The sequence below is a fragment of the Streptomyces sp. NPDC008086 genome (genome assembly GCF_042957325.1).
Classification (GTDB): Bacteria; Actinomycetota; Actinomycetes; order Streptomycetales; family Streptomycetaceae; genus Streptomyces.
In genome coordinates this window covers 669,270-685,221 of sequence record NZ_JBIBIA010000003.1, presented here as the reverse complement: position 1 = coordinate 685,221, position 15,952 = coordinate 669,270, and the positions used below count along the sequence as shown (strand labels likewise).

Annotated in this window: 14 protein-coding genes; 5 read left to right on the top strand and 9 right to left on the bottom strand. The window is 69.2% G+C overall.

Annotated features, from left to right (window positions below; translation table 11 throughout):
* Nucleotides 1-954: 954 nt before the first annotated feature.
* Nucleotides 955-1,122 (bottom strand): hypothetical protein, encoded by a 168-nt coding sequence (locus tag ACFZBP_RS13295; RefSeq protein WP_391412686.1) that lies wholly within the window; start codon nt 1,120-1,122, stop codon nt 955-957.
* A gap of 157 nt (nt 1,123-1,279) precedes the next feature.
* Between ACFZBP_RS13295 and ACFZBP_RS13290 the strand changes: the two genes are divergently transcribed.
* From ACFZBP_RS13290 to ACFZBP_RS13275, 4 genes are all read left to right on the top strand, one after another.
* Nucleotides 1,280-1,948 (top strand): 2Fe-2S iron-sulfur cluster-binding protein, encoded by a 669-nt coding sequence (locus ACFZBP_RS13290; RefSeq protein WP_391412684.1) that lies wholly within the window; start codon nt 1,280-1,282, stop codon nt 1,946-1,948.
* Between the two features lie 12 nt (nt 1,949-1,960).
* Nucleotides 1,961-2,941: an FAD binding domain-containing protein gene (locus tag ACFZBP_RS13285; protein WP_391412682.1), complete on the top strand. Its 981-nt coding sequence runs from the start codon at nt 1,961-1,963 to the stop codon at nt 2,939-2,941.
* Nucleotides 2,938-5,142, top strand: coding sequence for a molybdopterin cofactor-binding domain-containing protein (locus ACFZBP_RS13280; protein ID WP_391412681.1), 2,205 nt, complete (start codon nt 2,938-2,940; stop codon nt 5,140-5,142). Before ACFZBP_RS13285 ends, ACFZBP_RS13280 begins: the two co-directional genes overlap by 4 nt.
* 139 nt (nt 5,143-5,281) lie before the next feature.
* On the top strand, nt 5,282-6,430 hold the full coding sequence (locus ACFZBP_RS13275; protein WP_391412679.1) for an XdhC family protein: 1,149 nt from the start codon (nt 5,282-5,284) through the stop codon (nt 6,428-6,430).
* Nucleotides 6,431-6,467: 37 nt separating this feature from the next.
* On the opposite strand, the gene ACFZBP_RS13270 is transcribed toward ACFZBP_RS13275, so the two are convergent.
* The 5 genes from ACFZBP_RS13270 to ACFZBP_RS13250 all read right to left on the bottom strand — a co-directional run bounded on the left by ACFZBP_RS13270 (nt 6,468) and on the right by ACFZBP_RS13250 (nt 10,377).
* Nucleotides 6,468-7,355: a helix-turn-helix domain-containing protein gene (locus ACFZBP_RS13270; protein ID WP_391413033.1), complete on the bottom strand. Its 888-nt coding sequence runs from the start codon at nt 7,353-7,355 to the stop codon at nt 6,468-6,470.
* Nucleotides 7,356-7,460: 105 nt separating this feature from the next.
* Nucleotides 7,461-7,703, bottom strand: coding sequence for a hypothetical protein (locus ACFZBP_RS13265; RefSeq protein ID WP_391412677.1), 243 nt, complete (start codon nt 7,701-7,703; stop codon nt 7,461-7,463).
* 171 nt (nt 7,704-7,874) lie between these two features.
* Entirely contained in the window at nt 7,875-8,087 is a 213-nt protein-coding gene (locus tag ACFZBP_RS13260; protein WP_391412675.1) for a hypothetical protein, read from the bottom strand.
* 95 nt (nt 8,088-8,182) lie between these two features.
* Complete coding sequence (locus tag ACFZBP_RS13255) at nt 8,183-8,785, bottom strand: MaoC/PaaZ C-terminal domain-containing protein (protein ID WP_391412673.1); 603 nt, start codon at nt 8,783-8,785, stop codon at nt 8,183-8,185.
* Nucleotides 8,782-10,377 (bottom strand): FAD-dependent oxidoreductase, encoded by a 1,596-nt coding sequence (locus tag ACFZBP_RS13250; RefSeq protein WP_391412670.1) that lies wholly within the window; start codon nt 10,375-10,377, stop codon nt 8,782-8,784. The genes ACFZBP_RS13255 and ACFZBP_RS13250 overlap by 4 nt, the downstream gene beginning before the upstream one ends.
* A gap of 95 nt (nt 10,378-10,472) precedes the next feature.
* Between ACFZBP_RS13250 and ACFZBP_RS13245 the strand changes: the two genes are divergently transcribed.
* On the top strand, nt 10,473-10,988 hold the full coding sequence (locus ACFZBP_RS13245; protein ID WP_391412668.1) for a winged helix-turn-helix transcriptional regulator: 516 nt from the start codon (nt 10,473-10,475) through the stop codon (nt 10,986-10,988).
* Nucleotides 10,989-11,269: 281 nt separating this feature from the next.
* Here ACFZBP_RS13245 and ACFZBP_RS13240 read toward each other — a convergent pair whose 3' ends face one another.
* From ACFZBP_RS13240 to ACFZBP_RS13230, 3 genes are all read right to left on the bottom strand, one after another.
* Nucleotides 11,270-12,820 carry a protein kinase gene (locus ACFZBP_RS13240; protein ID WP_391412665.1) on the bottom strand — a complete coding sequence of 517 codons (1,551 nt, stop codon included), beginning with the start codon at nt 12,818-12,820 and terminating at the stop codon, nt 11,270-11,272.
* Between the two features lie 876 nt (nt 12,821-13,696).
* Nucleotides 13,697-14,839, bottom strand: a complete 1,143-nt coding sequence (locus ACFZBP_RS13235) for a pyridoxal-phosphate dependent enzyme (RefSeq protein WP_391412663.1) — start codon at nt 14,837-14,839, stop codon at nt 13,697-13,699.
* 65 nt (nt 14,840-14,904) lie between these two features.
* Nucleotides 14,905-15,918: an asparaginase domain-containing protein gene (locus ACFZBP_RS13230; RefSeq protein ID WP_391412661.1), complete on the bottom strand. Its 1,014-nt coding sequence runs from the start codon at nt 15,916-15,918 to the stop codon at nt 14,905-14,907.
* Between the last annotated feature and the right edge of the window lie 34 nt (nt 15,919-15,952).

The following is a 15,952-nucleotide window of genomic DNA, read 5'->3' as shown; positions in this document are numbered from 1 at the left end:
CCCTGCCGGTCGAGCTGGAGTTCCCCGCCTGTGACAACGCAGCTGTGGACAGACGTGGTCGACTTTCGCGGCGCCCACGACCTCCCCTCGATCGCCAGGCTCCCCCCGGCGTGTCCAGACAGTACCGGCGCACGTCCCTCGGTCCGCGCCGACGTGTCCGTCTGGCCGCTCTCATGCCGGGTGGCGCGGTCCGGCTGACGGACTCCGCCCATGTCGGTGCCTTCCCTGCGCAGGAAAGGGACAGCGCCGTTCCGTAGGATCCGGCGCACTCGACACAACGGCAGGCTCCGGCCCCGGCGGTGCATCGAGGGTCTCGCAGCGGCCAGGTGGGCGACACCGACGACCTCGCCCTGGCGACGTCGAAAGCGGCGAAGAGGATGGTCGGGCCCGTGCGCACGTAGTCGTGGGTGCGCCGCTCGCCCGGTCGGCAACGACACCAACATCGTGCACGCCGGGCGCCGTTCCGGCATGCCCGGCTGCCGACCACGACGAAGTGATGAGAACCGCTGCCGCCGCACCGCTCAGCCTGCTACTGCCAGACGTACCAACGGCAGTGATACATACCGGAGACGTCCCAAAAGTGTCTGCTCGTTGCATCGCGCCGGGTGCCGCACAGTGGATGTTGCGCCCCATCGAAGTCCTGGTGAGGCGGATGCCGAGCGTGATGAGCGTAGGCCGCCGCTGCCCTCCGGGGCTGAGGGCGTTCCCCTCCGCCGCGGCGTGAACCGTGTCCCCGGAGCCGGCTCGACCGGCACTGCCGGGACACACGGACCCCGACGCCGCCCGGCGGGACTGCTCACCCGCAGCAGTCGTCCAGGCACCGAGCAAGGAGATCCCCCATTGTCGCGCCGCCTTCTCCCGGTCCTCGGCAGCCCCCGCGGCAACGGGAAGCCCGAGTTGCCAGGGCCCCCGGCCGAGGCACAGCTGCCCGCCGACAACGAGCAGCGGCGGACGTCACTCCCCGGGCATCCGCTTCCCGGCTTCGACGACCTGCGGCACAGCAGAGCGCATGCGCAGCACCCCGCGCGGCCCGACCGGGACGGGCACCGAGGCACCGGCTCGCGTGAAGACGTTCTGCACCCACGACGCGCCGTCAGAGCACTTGCCGGGCGGCTGTCGCACACGACCGGAGTCCCCACGGATTCCGCCGCATGACCGACTTCGGGGAAACACCACGCCCCCACCCGCACATGAACCGTGGTGACTCGCCGCACGCCGATTCGTCCACATGACGGCAGCCGGTACCGCCGTCCGCCTCCCATCGACCGAGAGAGTGGTCATGTCCCCCCAGCCACCCGAGTCAACTGTCTCTCGCCCCGAGGGATCTCCCGAGCAGCCAACCGGGGAATTCGCGTCCGCTCCGTCCCGGCGAACGTTCATCACGACCACCACCGCCGTCGGCGGTGCCGTCATGGCGGGCGGCGTGGTAGCCGGACCGTCCGTGTTCGGTGCCGAGTCCGCGGATACCGTCGAGGCGCCACCAGGCAGCCGCGTCTCCCTGACCGTCAACGGCAAGCGGCTCACCGTCACGGTCGACAACCGGACCTCGCTGCTGGACCTGCTGCGCGAGCACCTGAACCTGACCGGCTCGAAGAAGGGCTGCAACGCCGGTGCCTGCGGCGCCTGCACCGTCCTGGTCGACGGCCGTCGGGTGAACTCCTGCCTGACCCTGACGGTCCGACTGGAGGGCGCCGAGGTCACCACGATCGAGGGCCTGGCCAAGGGAGACCAACTGCACCCCCTGCAGCAGGCGTTCATAGACCAGGACGCCTTCCAGTGCGGCTACTGCACCTCCGGCCAGATCATGTCCGGTGTCGGCTGCATCGAAGAGGGCCACACCGGCTCACCGGAGGAGATCCGGGAGTTCATGAGCGGCAACATCTGCCGCTGCGGCTGTTACGTGAAGATCGTGCGCGCGGTCGAGCAGACCGCCGCCGACCGGAAATGAGGCACGGTTTCGATGCATCCTTTCTCCTACACCAAGGCCGCCGACACGCGGCAGGCCGTCGACGCGGGCCGCGCCGGCGGTCGCTACATCGCCGGCGGCACCACACTGGTCGATCTGATGCGCGAGACCGTCGAACGCCCCCGCACGCTGGTGGACATCAGCGCCCTGCCCTTGCGCGAGATCACGGTCACCCGGCGCGGGGGCCTGCACATCGGTGCCCTGGTACGCATGTCCGAGGCCGCATCCCACCGGGGAGTTCGCGCCCTGTACCCGGTGATCTCCCAGGCGCTGGAGCTGAGCGCGTCGGCGCAGCTGCGCAACATGGCGACCATCGGCGGCAACATCATGCAGCGCACCCGCTGCACGTACTTCCGCGACGTGAGCGCCGAGTGCAACAAGCGCACACCGGGCTCGGGTTGTGCGGCCCTGCACGGAGTCAACCGCACCCACGCCATCCTCGGCACCTCCGACGACTGCGTGGCCACCCACCCGTCCGACGTCGCGGTGGCCTTCGCGGCCCTGGAAGCGACCGTGCACCTGCAGGGGCCGGCAGGTGAGCGGACCGTGCCCTTCGCCGACTTCCTGCTCAAGCCCGGCAGCACACCGATGCGCGAACAGGCTCTGGGCGAGGGTGAGCTGATCACCGGAGTAGAGCTTCCGTCCCTTCCTCGCCCGCTGCTCTCGGGTTACCTGAAGGTGCGTGACCGGCAGTCCTACGAGTTCGCGCTCACCTCGGCGGCCGTCGCCCTGCACATCCGCCACGGAGTCATCCAGGAGGCGAAGGTGGCCGCCGGAGGCGTGGGCACCGTGCCGTGGAAACTCACCGCCGTCGAGCGGCAGCTCATGGGGAAGCGGCCGTCCGACGCCCTGTGGACCCAGGCCGCCGAACGGGCCGCGGACGGAGCCCGGCCCCTCCAGCACAACCGCTTCAAAGTCGAGTTGCTGAAACGGACCGTCGAGCGCCAGCTGCGCATCGTGGGAGGTGGCAAGTGAGCAAGCAGCCGCAGTCAGCCGTCGGAGCACCGCTGTCCCGGGTCGACGGACGACTGAAGGTCACCGGCCAGGCCAAGTACGCCGCCGACCACGACATCGACGGCATCGTCCATGCCGTCGTCGTCGACAGCACCATCGGGCGCGGCCGTATCACCGGCATCGACACCCGCGCCGCCGGCACCCAGCATGGCGTCCTCGGCGTGATCAGCCACTTCGACAAACCGAGGCTGCCCTACCACGACAACCCGGGAAACCGCATTCCGGGCCGGCGGCTGCGCGTCTTCCAGGACGACGCCGTCCGGTTCTTCGGTCAGCCGGTCGCCGTCGTGGTGGCTACCACGCTGGAAGCAGCGCAGCACGCCGCCGACCTGGTCGAGGTCTCCTACGACGTCGAGCAGCCGTCGACCGACCTGACCCGCAGCCCGGCCCTGGACGGGCCCGCGCCCTTCGCGCGGCCTTACGCGCGAGGCGACGCGACGGAAGCGCTGGGCTCCGCGGACGTCCGGCTGGAGATGACGTACCGCCTCGCGCGCAACCACCACAATCCGATGGAGACGCAGGCCACCATCGCCCGCTGGGACGGTGACAAGCTCACCCTGTGGGACAAGACCCAGCACGTGATCGGCACGCGGAACGAAATAGCGGCCGTGTTCGGCATACCGCAGGAGAACGTGCGCGTCCTCTCGCCGTTCATCGGCGGCGCCTTCGGCAACGCCTTGCGGGCCTGGCCGCACGTCACCATCGCGGCCCTCGCCGCCCGCGAGACCGGCCGCCCGGTGAAACTCGCGCTGACCCGCAGGCAGATGTACTTCACGGTGGGCTACCGGCCCGCGTACGAGTACAAGTTGAGCCTGGGCAGCACCCGGCGCGGGCGGCTGACCGCGATGACCCACGAGATGAAATACGAGACCTCCCGCTACGAGCAGTTCTGGGAGGCCAACATGGCGCTCGGACAGATGCTCTACGCCGTGCCCAACGTCAGCCAGAACGTCCGGATCGTGCCGCTCGATGTCAGCACTCCCCAGTGGATGCGCGGCCCCGGTTACGGCAGTGCCGCCTTCGTCATCGAGACAGCCGTGGACGAACTCGCCCACAAGCTCGGCATCGATCCGATCGAGCTGCGGCTGCGCAACGAACCAGGCGAGGACCCGTCCACGCAGCAGCCCTTCTCCACCCGGCGACTGCGTGAGTGCTTCCGTGTCGGCGCCCGTGAATTCGACTGGCACCGGCGCAATCCCAGGCCTCGGTCCACACGGGACGGCGACTGGCTGATCGGCACGGGTGTGGCCACCGGCTGCTACGACGTCTTCCGCGGACAGGCACAGGCCCACGTCAGACTCGATGCGGACGGCACGGCGGTGCTCCAGTCCGCGACCCACGACACGGGCACCGGCACGTACACCTCCATGACCCAGGTCGCCGCCGACGCCCTGGGCCTGGCCGTACGCAACGTCGAGTTCCGGCTCGGCGACTCCGCCATGCCGCCTGCCCCTCCCCAGGGTGCCTCGCAGACCATGCTCAGTGTGGGGTCCGCCGTTCAGGACACCTGTGACAAGCTGCGGCAGCAGGCCGTCAAACTCGCGATCGAGGACGAGCGCTCACCGCTGCACGGCGTCGAGGCCGGCACCGTCGTGGTCCGCGGCGGACGGCTGCACGTCCAGGGCGACGCCGCGCGTGGGGAGACCTACCGGCAGCTCCTCGCCCGCAACAACCTCACTCACCTGGAGGCGCGCGGGTCGTACACGCCGGAGGAGGAGAGGCGGTTCTCGATGTACGGGTACGCCGCGATGTTCGCCGAGGTCGCCGTCGACGCCCGGCTCGGCCTGGTCCGGGTGCGGCGGATGCTCGGTGTGTACGACGCGGGGCGCATCATCAGCCCCAAGCTCGCCGAGAGCCAGGCCATCGGCGGCATGGTGGGCGGCATCGGCTCGGCTCTGCTCGAGCACACGGTCACCGACCACCGCGACGGCCGGATCGTCAACGCCAACCTTGCCGACTACCTCGTGCCCGTCAACGCCGACGTCCCCGACCTCAAGGCCGTCTACCTCGACGGGGAGGACTACAAGGCCGCCCCCATCGGTGTGAAGAGCCTCGGAGAACTCGTGCAGATCGGTGTGGCACCGGCCATCGCCAACGCGGTCTTCCACGCCACCGGACGCCGCGTCCGCGAACTGCCCATCACCGCGGAAGCCCTGCTCTGAACCCGGACGGCAGGGCCCGTCCCCTCACCCCACGCGGACGGGCTCTGAACGCCGTCCCGCGGATCGGCCCGCCACCGTGTCTCCTGATCCCCCGGTCGGCACGGTGGCGGGCTTTCCGATTGCCACAGGAGAGCCACTCATGCTGAACATCGCGGACACGCTGTACCGCTGGTGCCGCGAGAACCGCCCCTTCGCCCTCGCGACCGTCGTCCAGGTCAGCGGCAGCGCACCCCTGCCACCCGGCACCGCTCTGGCCGTGGACTCCACGGGCGTGGCAGTCGGGAGCATCTCCGGAGGATGCGTGGAAGGCGCCGTCTACGAGCTGTGCCGGCAGGTGCTGGAGACGGACGAATCCCCGGTGTGCACGCGTTTTGGCTACTCCGACGACGACGCCTTCGCAGTGGGTCTGACCTGCGGTGGCGAACTGAAGGTCCTCGTCCAGCGGATCGACCCCGCCGGCCGGCCCCACCTCACCACCGCCCTGGAGGACGTGCTGGCCGGCCTGCCCGTGGCCGTGGCACAGGTGGTGGACGGTCCGCAGCGCCTGCTCGGCCGTACTCTGTCCGTTCTCGGCGATGGCAGCGCCTACGACGGGACACTGGGCGACCGGAAGCGGGACCGTGTGGTGGCCACACAGGTGCGTGCGTTGCTGCGAGCGGGACGGACCGCCCACGTCGAGATCGGCGGGGACGCCGACACCTGCCCGGAGAGGGTGACGCTCCTGGTCCACACCCAAGCGCCGCGGCCCCGCATGCTGATCTTCGGCGCCGTCGATTTCGCCGCCGCGCTCAGCCAGGCGGGACGCTTCCTCGGCTACCGCATCACCGTTTGCGACGCCCGCCCCGCCTTCGCCACCCCCGAGCGCTTCCCCCATGCCGACGAGGTCGTCGTCGACTGGCCCCACCGCTACCTGGAGCGCACGGAAACCGACGCCCGTACCGCGATCTGCGTCCTCACCCACGATGCCAAGTTCGACATCCCCCTGCTGCACCTGGCCCTCGGTCTCCCGGTCGGCTATATCGGCGCGATGGGCTCTCGGCGTACCCACGAACACCGCCTCGAGCGTCTGCGCGAGGCCGGCGTGCCCGAAGAACACTTGGCGTTCCTGCACTCGCCGATCGGACTCGACCTCGGCGCCCGCACCCCGGAGGAGACAGCGATCTCCATCACCGCAGAGATCATCGCCCACACCAACAACGGCACCGGCCTGCCTCTGTCCCGCGTTCCCGGCCCCATCCACGGTTCCGTCCCGGTGGCCCGGATGTCACCGGCCTCGATGCCGGCATGACGGCCCGCCACATCGTCACCCCGGCCGGACCCATGTCTCAGTCTTGCGGCTCCATCTCCCGACCGGTCAGCGTCCTCAGGGCGTTTTCCGACCGGGAGCCCGGCTCCGCGTGATAGGTGTTCAGCCGCATGGGGGCGCCCCCCGGCAGCGCCATGGGCTCATGGACGAGGTCGAATTCCCCCACCAGCGGGTGCCGCATGCGCACGACCGCGCCGGCAGGGGAACAGCTCACCTCGTGATGGGCCCACAGCCGCCGGAACTGCTCGCTCTGCTGCGACAACTCGCTGATCAAAGACGAGAGATATGCGTCCTCGGGACTTTTGCCGGCGTTCCTCCGCAGAACGCCGGCGACTCTCGCAGCCATGCGGTCCGGTTCGGCGAACCGGTCGCGCGCATCGGACGAGAGGAAGACCAACCGGGCCATGTTCCGTTCCCTACGGGGCAGTTGGGACCAGTCCCCGAAGACGGCAGTGGCGAGCCGGTTCCATCCGAGGATGTCCAGGCGCCGGCTGACGACGTAGGCGGGTACGCCGAGCGTGTCGAGGAGGCTTTGGACAGTGGGCCGAAGCCGCTGCGGCGGGGACGCGGCAGGCGGTGTGCGGCTCCGGTCGGGCTGGGCCAGCCGGATCAGATGGTCCTGTTCCTCCTCGGTCAGCTGCAGGGCGCGGGCCACGGCGTCCAGCACCTCGGCCGACATGGTTTCGCCGTAACCCTGTTCCAGGCGCGCGTAGTACGCGTAGGACACGCCCGCCAGCTGCGCCAGCTCCTCGCGTCGCAAGCCGGGCACCCGCCGCCGCTCGTACGAGGGAAGGCCGATGTCTTCGGGCTTGATCCGGGCCCTGCGAGAACGCAGGAACTCCCTGAGCTCGGCGCGCCGGTCAAGTCCGGCTATCACCTTTTCACCAGGCGCCGCATGTGAAGACATCACTGTCCTCCGTTTTTCAAACGTGATCGCAGATGTGAAGCAGCGTAGCTTCTCGGTTTGGTCGGCGCGCAGTTGGACGAGATGGCACACAGTGTGGCATCGCCTTCACCCGGCCGAACTGCGCGCCCACGGATTCCGCACTCGTCGCCGAGTCTCCGGTCCTGCCATGCGCCTGGACGGAAGGGCCGAGCCGACCACACGGCTGCCGATGCCGCTCATGATGGCGTTGATGATGCCCTGCCGGGTCACCGTGAGGGAGCGCCGGTTGAAGAGTCCGGACCCGTACCGTTCGGTTGTGCCGTCGTCCCGGTAGATGACGGCCGCCCCGTACTCCTTGGCCGTGGCCACAACTGCTCGTGGTGAAGGTGGCGATCGAGCTGGCGCCGCTCCACAGGTCGACGGCGGCCTCTCGTGTCAGCCGGTAGGAGCTGTACCGCCCGTGCCGGCTGTTCTCCAGCACCCCTCGGCGCATCAGTCTGCTGCTTGTCGTAACGGGCGGCGCCCGCGCTCACTCGGAACTCACCGAGCAGGGCCACGATCGCGGCCGATGGCAACCACGCCCTTGCCGGGGAAGGTGTAGTCGGCGATCAAGGTCACCGAGAGTCCCTGCGGCGAGACGCGGCCCTCCCAGCCCGGCGACCGCAGGGGTCCGACGGCGCCGTCACCCTCGTCGGAGAAGATCGCCTCGAGGTGGCTGCGAAACCGCCGGGTGGAGCGCCGCGACTGCTCCACCCGCCGGGAGCCCCACGCACCGGCGACAGCGTCCGGGCAGTGCAGTGACCAGGTGCGCTACACCGGTGGACGTGGATGGTGGCGGCAGCGAACCGTCATCCTCGCCCGCTGACGGCCTGGCGGCGCAGGAAGAGGTTCATGGCGCTCATGGTCAGCACCGTCTGTCCGTGCTGGTCGAGGACCTCGATGCCGGTGGTGACGAGTCCGCGATCCGGCTTGGAGCGCGAGACTCGGGCATCCTGGACCGTTGCCCGCAGGGACAGGCTGTCGCCGGGTCTGACCGGCTGGACCCAGCGCAGTTCGTCGATGCCGGGGGAGGCCAGGCCGGCCACCTTGCTGACGTAGTGGTCGACATACATGCGCATCGTGATGGAACAGGTGTGCCAGCCGCTGGCGATGAGACCGCTGAACGGGCCCTGCCGGGCCGCCTGGGGATCGTTGTGGATGCTTTGCGGGTCGAACTCGTCGGCGAACCGAAGGATGTCCTCCCTCGTCATGGTGATGCTGCCGTAGACGTACACGGCACCCGGCACGTAGTCCTCGAAGTACCGGTCCTCGACCGGGGTTGCGAAGTCGGTGTCGCTCAGGGTCGTGGTGGTGCCTGCCGTCCCGCGCGGCGCGGGAGCGGTCCCCGGCTGCCGAGATCCGGTCCGGGCGCGTGCGTACGGCGCGTTCTCCGCCTCACCGTCGCCGTTCATCCGGTCACGAGATCTTCCAGGGCGTCGCGCTCCAAGGCTGCGGAGGCGGCGACGACGCCGCCCATGATGGCGCCGCTGACGCCGGCCGACGCCACGTCCTGGCCGGTGAGGAGGAGGCCGGGGATGTGGGTGTGGGCGCCGAGGTCTCGCAGGGCGAAGCGTTGCGGGGTGTGGGCGAGGGACATGAAGTCGCCCTTCTCCCGGCCGAGGAAGTGGTTGAAGCTGAGCGGCGTCGCCAGCTCGGTGTGGTCGATGCGGCCTTCCAACTGGGGGCAGAATCGGAAGACCTGGCCCAGGAGTTCCTCAGTGAGCCTGGCCTTGAGGCGCTCGTAGTCGGCGCCCCGGCGCATCCACGCGCTGTCCGCGTACGGCTCGAACAACGACCAGCTGGTCAGCCCCGCGATGTCGATGGTGGTGCGTCCCGGGTAGCGGCTCTCCCATGACGGATCCTTCACGGACGGGAAGGTGATGAAGTACGTCGGCATGGCGCGGTGTTCGGGGTCGGCCTCGAACGCGGCGATGTCGCCGTCGATGTCGGGTCCGGCGTGGGCCCAGATGTTGGCCGGATCCAGATCGAGCCGGTCGCCGGATTCCCGGATGCCGATGTTGAGCATGACGTACGTCTGCGAAGGGCCGACGGCACGCAGGGAATCGGCGAGCCTGGCGGCTTCGGCAGTCTGCTCCGGCAGCAGCCGGGTCAGGGTGTTGAGCGCACCGGCGTCGCTGATCACCAGCGGCGCCCGGAAACTCTTCCCGTCCGTCATGAGGACGCCGCAGGCCGAGCCCTTGTCGTCCAGCATGATCCTCTCGACCTCCGCGGAGATCAGGACGGTCCCTCCGGCTCCGGTGATGACATCGGTCGCCGTCTCCGCGAGGCGTGCGGAGCCTCCGACGGGGAAGTTCGCGCCGTCGATGTAGTGCCGGATGAGCATGGCGTGCATGCCGAACGAGGCGCGGCCGGGGGCGAGGGAGTAGTCGCCGTAGTGGCCGCTGAGCACCGCGCGCAGCTCTGCGTCGTCGGTGAGGTCGGTGAGGACTTCGGTGACCGTCCGGTCCGCGTACGAGCGGAAGGGCGCGGCCATGTCGTCGTAGAGGGTGTCCGCGACGGAGTGCGGCAGGCTGCGGTGGGCGAGGTAGGGGCGAGCCGCGCGGTTCGCCGTGTGCACCATGTCGACGTACTGGTCGATGGCCCCGGACTCGTGGGGGAAGTACTCCTTCATCCGGTCCTTGAACCTTTGCACCCCGGACCGGTACTCGTACTCCCGGTCGCCGATGAAGACCCGGTTGTACACGTCCGGCATGGGGGCCCACTCCAGCTTGCCGCCGCTGATGTGGTCGAAGATCCGGCGCAGGCCGCTGGAGGGCCGGTGGACGTCGCCCATGTAGTGCAGCCCGGCGTCCCATTCGTATCCGGCGCGCCGGAACGTCTGGGTGGCGCCGCCCGCCGTCGAGTGCTTCTCCAGCACGAGGACCCGTTGCCCGGTCCGGGCCAGGAAGGCGGCTGTGGTCAGACCGCCGATCCCCGATCCGATGACGATCGCGTCCCATGCCTGGTCGGCCGTACTGCGGTGGTAGCTCTCACCGATGCTCACGCGGTGACTCCTCCATCTGGTTCATCTGGCTTCGCAAAACAGTAGTCAGCGTACGTCGGTGGATAGAATCGAGCAACACACAGGGAGAGGGAGACGTGAGCGACGCAGCCGAAGCAGCACCTGGGGGCCACCTGGAGCGGTGGCAGCGGGACGCGTGGGACATCGAACCCGACTCGATCAATCTCGCCCTGCGGTCCCTGAGCCCGCGGACCACGGGTGTGATCATCAGGGAGGCCTTCTACGGCACGCGCCGCTTCGACGACTTCGAGCGCCATTGCGGCATCAGCCCGAGCGTGCTGTCCGCCCGGCTGAGGGACCTCGTCGCCGACGGCATCCTGGAGAAGACCCGCTACCGGGCTCCCGGTGCGCGCGGACGCGACGAGTACCGCCTTACCGACAAGGGCCGCAGTCTTCTGCCCATCCTGATCGCCCTCAACGACTGGGCCGAGCGCTGGATCGTCCCGGACGGCGACGGCACGATCTCCCTGCTCCACCACGAGTGCGGCAGCCCGGTCCGCACGGTGGTGACCTGCGCCTCAGGACACGAGATCACCGCACCTGGACAGGTCAGCGCGAGGCCGGGCCCCGGGGCCCGGCCTGCTTCCGACTGAGCGGCGCGCGCCAGTGCGAGGCGGCGGGGGCGCGGGCTCAGCGCCCTGGTGTTCCTGTGCGCCCCACGCTCCCGCGTCGCCCGGATACTCTCCTGGACGTCGTGCTTCGGGCTGTCTACCGGCCATCCTGGTTGTCCGTCAGGGCTCGACGCGGCGCACGCCCTTCAGAGGGCGCAACTGTACGTTCGTACCGGACGCGGGGGCGCCAGAGTGCGACGGCCCTCAGCGAAGCCGGCACTGTATGAGACCAGCTCGGCGTCGCCTGTCGGCGGGCGCAGCCGTCAGCGCCGGGTGAGGGTGGACGGCGCCCCGGCGGACTGGTCACGTTTGTCACTCAGGCTCAGGGTGTCTCGGCCGGTCATCGTGACGACGTGGGTACTGCCGCTGGGGCAGGCGACCTCGGCCCTCTGTTCGGTGGGGTAGCTGGTGGTTGCCTTGAGGACCAGCGAGTCCTTGCGTATCTCCTGCAGTCGCAGGGTCTCGGTGCATCCCAGCTCACGTTTGGTGTCCACTTCGGTCACTCTGCTGACCTGCTTGCCCGCCGGCTCACCTCGTTGTGCCGGGTGGAGAGTCAAAGTGACGCTGAACCGGTCGGTGCGGGGCTCATTGAAGCCGTCAGGGGTGGGATTGCCCGGCCCGGTGCCGACCCATGTACCTGCCCAGGCCTCGGGAAGCGATGTGGCAGTGGATGACGGCGAAGGCGTCCCGGCGGAGGCGTCGTCGGAGAAATGCCGCACGAGAAACGTGCCCGCCGCGGCCGTCAAGGCCACGGCCATGGTTCCGGCGACCGTCCGGCCGGTACGGCCGGACACCCACCGTCGCACGGCGTCGACACGCGGCAGGACGGCGGTCTGTGCGTCGGCGGAAGCCGGGCCTTCTTCGGGCTCACGTGGCACAGCCGCCACAGACGGCGGTTGCACTGTTGCGGAGATCAACGCGTGCGCCTCCTCCTCCCGCACGGCGAGATCCTTCTCCAGCCCTTCGGGCAGCAACTGCGGCCAGGTACCGCACCGGCCGCCCATGCGTTCCAACAGCATGCTGACGGTGTCGAGTGTGGCCCGCTGCTCGGGGTCCTTGGCCAGACAGGACCGCAGGAGCGGGACCAGGGCCGCCGGAACGCCGTCGAGGTTCGGCTCCTGATGCACGATGCGGTAGATCAGCACCGCAGGGGAGAACTCGTCCTTCGGGTTGGAAAACGGGCTCCGTCCCGTCGCCGCGTACACCACTACCGCAGCCAGCGAGAAGACGTCGCCCGGTGCACCCGATTCCCCGGCACTCACCTGCTCCGGCGCCAGATAGCCGGGAGAACCGATCACACCGCCCGTCCTCGTGTGACGTGTGTCCTCCCTCGCGCGCGCGATCCCGAAATCGATGAGCAGAGGACTACGGCGGCCCAACAGCACATTGGACGGCTTGACATCCCGGTGGGCCAGTCCCGCCCCGTGTACCGCTCCCAGCGCCCCGAAAAGTTCGGCCGCCAGTGCTACGAGGCACTGCTCCGGCAGTGGGCCGTACCGTCGCACCCACTCCGCCAGGGACGGCGCCGGCACGTACTCGGTGGCGAGCCACGGAGGGCGCTGCCCCATCGGGCTGTAGTCCACCACCGCAGGCGTCCAAGGGGAGCGTACCCGGTCGCTGTTACGGATTTCTCGTGCGAACCGCTCCTCGAACCCCGGCTCCCGTCCGAACTCGGCGCGCACCGTCTTGAGCGCCAGCGGACGCCCCGACACCGTCCGGGACAGGTAGACCCGCCCCATGCCACCCTCGCCGAGCCGCGCCAGTAGTGGATAGCCACCAACAGCCTCCGGATCCGACCCGTCCAGCAACTCCACGCCCCGCCGCCCTCTCAGATATGCACTGCCGACCAGGTTCAGTCCCGGATCGGCACAACCAAGCGCCGCATCCGTAACATCAGTACCAAGCATCACCTGTCACACAGCAGCACACCATTTTCAGCCATGTTTCCCGGCAGTTCGAGAACCTGTCACCGCCTGTGAGACCGAGTGGCCGGTCGAAAGGGTAAACCACCGCCGTAACTCCCGGTTTGCCGGGTAAGTACCAGTTCTGGCATGGAGCTGTGGCGGTAGTCCTGCGGCTTCACAACCGCCTCCGCGGTGAGACCGTGAGGAATTCAGTGTCCGGGCAGGGTGGGTGGCCTTCCAGTGGACGTGCCGGAAGTCGCAGCGTGCGGGTCCTCCTGCGCGAACTCATCGACGGCGGCCTCATGCGGTTCGTGGCGAGCGCGCTTCGGGCATTGCCACGTGCAGCTCGTCGGCGGCGTCCCACATCCGGTTTTCGATCTCCTGCTGGGTCACTGCCATCAGTCGGTGGTGTCCATGCTCGTCAAGGGGTGGCGACCCGAGGGCCGTGTGTTCCTATCGAGCAGTCCCGCAGCGTGCGCATCCGTGGCACTGACGGCATCCGGCTTGCTCCAGCCCTCTGCGCTGAACACCTGAGTCCCCTCGCTTGAGGAGTGATTGCGGCTGCGGCAGGGGCATGGGGTGCGTTCACAGGTGTCTCCGGGGATAGTTGAGGTGTGCTGGACCCATGTGCGGTCTGTCCGTGAGGCGGTGCTGGAGCCCCGCTCCGGCTCGCCGCGTGGGCGCTGTTCCAGAGCGGGGCGTGCCGTGGGGGCACCGGATGAACCCGCTGGTGTCCGGGGCCACGGCGGTCTGATCTGCCGCTGCCTGAGGAGAGGCGGGTCAGTGTCAGGCGGGAATGTCGGTGATCAGCTGGCTGAGGGACTGGCTGGCCTTGAGGCCAGAGCCAGTCAGGACGAGGACGACGGTGTCGTCACGGCTGATGTGGCCGTCGGAGTGGAACTGGCGCAGCGCGGGCAGGACCTGAGCGCTGGTCGGCTCGACGAATACGCCGGTGCGTGCGAGTTCGCCGACTGCGGGCAGGAGTTCTTCTTCGGCCACGGCCGTGGCGACGCCGCCGCTGTCTTGGATGGCCTGGAGGACTTCCCGGTCGCGCACGGGCCGTGCGATGGCGGTTCCTTCGGCGAGTGTCCGGGGCCAGGTGCGGGCGTCGACGGTGGAGGCGCCACTGTCGAGGGCCTGGACGAGGGGGCAGCACTGTTCGGGCTGGCTGACCAGGACGCGGGGCACCTGGTCGATCTCGCCCGCGCGCTGGAGTTCGGCGAAGCCCATGGCGCAGCCCAGGACGAGACTGCCGGCGCCGGCCGGGACGAGGACGGCCGACGGGGCGCTGAAGCCCAGGTCCTCCCAGATCTCGTAGGCGATCAGCTTGATGCCCTGGAGGAACTGGGGGTGCCAGTTGTGGCTGGCGTAGAAGCGGGTGTCGGCGCGGCGGACGGCTTCGTCGGCGACGTCCTGGCGGCTGCCGGGGACGAGGTCCACGCTTGCTCCGTGCAGACGGCTCTGCACGATCTTGGAGGGAGAGGTGGATGCGGGGGCGATGATCTGCGCGTCGATGCCTGCTGCGGCGCTGTAGGCGGCGATGGATGCACCTCCGTTGCCGCTGGAGTCCTCCAGGAGGCGACCGACGCCTTGGTGGCGCAGCGCGGTGAGCATCACGGAGCTGCCGCGGTCCTTGAAGCTGCCGGTGGGGTTCATGGATTCGACCTTGACAGCGACGTCGAGTCCGGCCAGGGTCCGCGGCAGCAGGGGGGTGCGTCCTTCGCCCAGGGTGACGGGTTCGCCTTGGGCCAGTGGGAGCGCGGCACGGTAGCGCCACTGGGTGTTGACGCTGGTGTCTATCTGCCTACGGGTGATACCGGGCAGCGGTTCCATCATGAGCGGGGAGCCGTCGTCGCCGCGCCAGCGCGGCTGGTCCGCTGAGTACCGGTGTCCGCTGCGGTCGGTGAGCTGCGGGAAGTGCTTGGACATCTGTCGTGCCGTTCCTTCAGTAGGTGTTGGGGGGGCTGGCGTCAGCGCCGCGCGGGCGCGGCGGTTCACGAGACCGGTTCGGAGATGCTGCCGTGGAGATCGGCGGCAAGTTCGCCGGCGATGTTGGTGCGTACCCAGGTGCTGAGCCGGCCGGGAGGTATCTCCTGGCTGAGAAGGAACTGCAGCTTCGCGTACAGGGCTTCCAGGGACATGTCGTCCGCGCCGATTGCCCCGGCTCGGGTGAAGAACTGGGCGGCTGCGTACTTGTTCAGGTTGATGCGGGTGTGCAGGCACTGGCTCATGACGACGACAGGGGTACCGCCCGTGACCAGGTTGCGGATGGCCTGCTCCAGGCCCGGCTCGTCGCAGGGGCCTTCCCCGGCGCCGTATGCGCGCAGGATGACGGCGGACGGGGCGGGGGTCGTCATCGCCCGGAAGCGGGCGGCTGTCATGCCGGGGGCCATGGTGATGACTGCTACGTCGTGGCGCCGGTAGGGGGCGGGATGGGCCCATCCGTGGCGTGGCGCGTCGGGCGTGCCGTCGTACGGGTTGACGAAGCCGTGCAGGTCCAGCGCCGAGACCTTGGTGGCACGCATGGCGGGCAGCAGGGTGCCGTCGAAGTACAGGCTGACGCCGCTGCCGCCCGAGGCAGCGGCCAGGAGGGCGCCGATCACGTTGCCGGGGGCATCGCTGCCGGGCATGCCGAAGGGGACCTGAGAACCGGTGAACACCACGGGCTTGCCGAAGTCCGACAGCGCGAGAGCGACCGCAGCCGCCGAGTGGGCCAAAGTGTTGGTGCCGTGCAGAACCACGAAGCCGTCATGGGCGTCGTAGTGCGCGTGGAGGTGGTCGATGATCTCCTGCCAGTGCTCGGGGGTGATGTTGGAGGAGTCGATGACCTCTTTGAGCTGGGCGAAGCCGAGATCGAGGTCGGCGAGGGAGGCGTCAGTGCCCTGGGCGTGGACAGCCCCCTGGACCTGTGCGTGGATGTCGCCGCCGGGTTCGAATCCGCGGGGTGAGGGGACCATGCCAATGGTGCCTCCGGTGTAGAGGAACTGGACGCGGCGTGTGGTGCGCATGCGGAGTTTTCCTTAGTGTGGTGGGCCGGCCGGG

Coding starts and splice junctions, on each gene's coding strand:
- ACFZBP_RS13290 (WP_391412684.1), top strand. CDS start 1,280: ATGTCCCCCCAGCCACCCGAGTCAACTGTCTCTCGCCCCGAGGGATCT.
- ACFZBP_RS13285 (WP_391412682.1), top strand. CDS start 1,961: ATGCATCCTTTCTCCTACACCAAGGCCGCCGACACGCGGCAGGCCGTC.
- ACFZBP_RS13275 (WP_391412679.1), top strand. CDS start 5,282: ATGCTGAACATCGCGGACACGCTGTACCGCTGGTGCCGCGAGAACCGC.
- ACFZBP_RS13270 (WP_391413033.1), bottom strand. CDS start 7,355: ATGTCTTCACATGCGGCGCCTGGTGAAAAGGTGATAGCCGGACTTGAC.
- ACFZBP_RS13255 (WP_391412673.1), bottom strand. CDS start 8,785: ATGAACGGCGACGGTGAGGCGGAGAACGCGCCGTACGCACGCGCCCGG.
- ACFZBP_RS13235 (WP_391412663.1), bottom strand. CDS start 14,839: ATGTCCAAGCACTTCCCGCAGCTCACCGACCGCAGCGGACACCGGTAC.
- ACFZBP_RS13230 (WP_391412661.1), bottom strand. CDS start 15,918: ATGCGCACCACACGCCGCGTCCAGTTCCTCTACACCGGAGGCACCATT.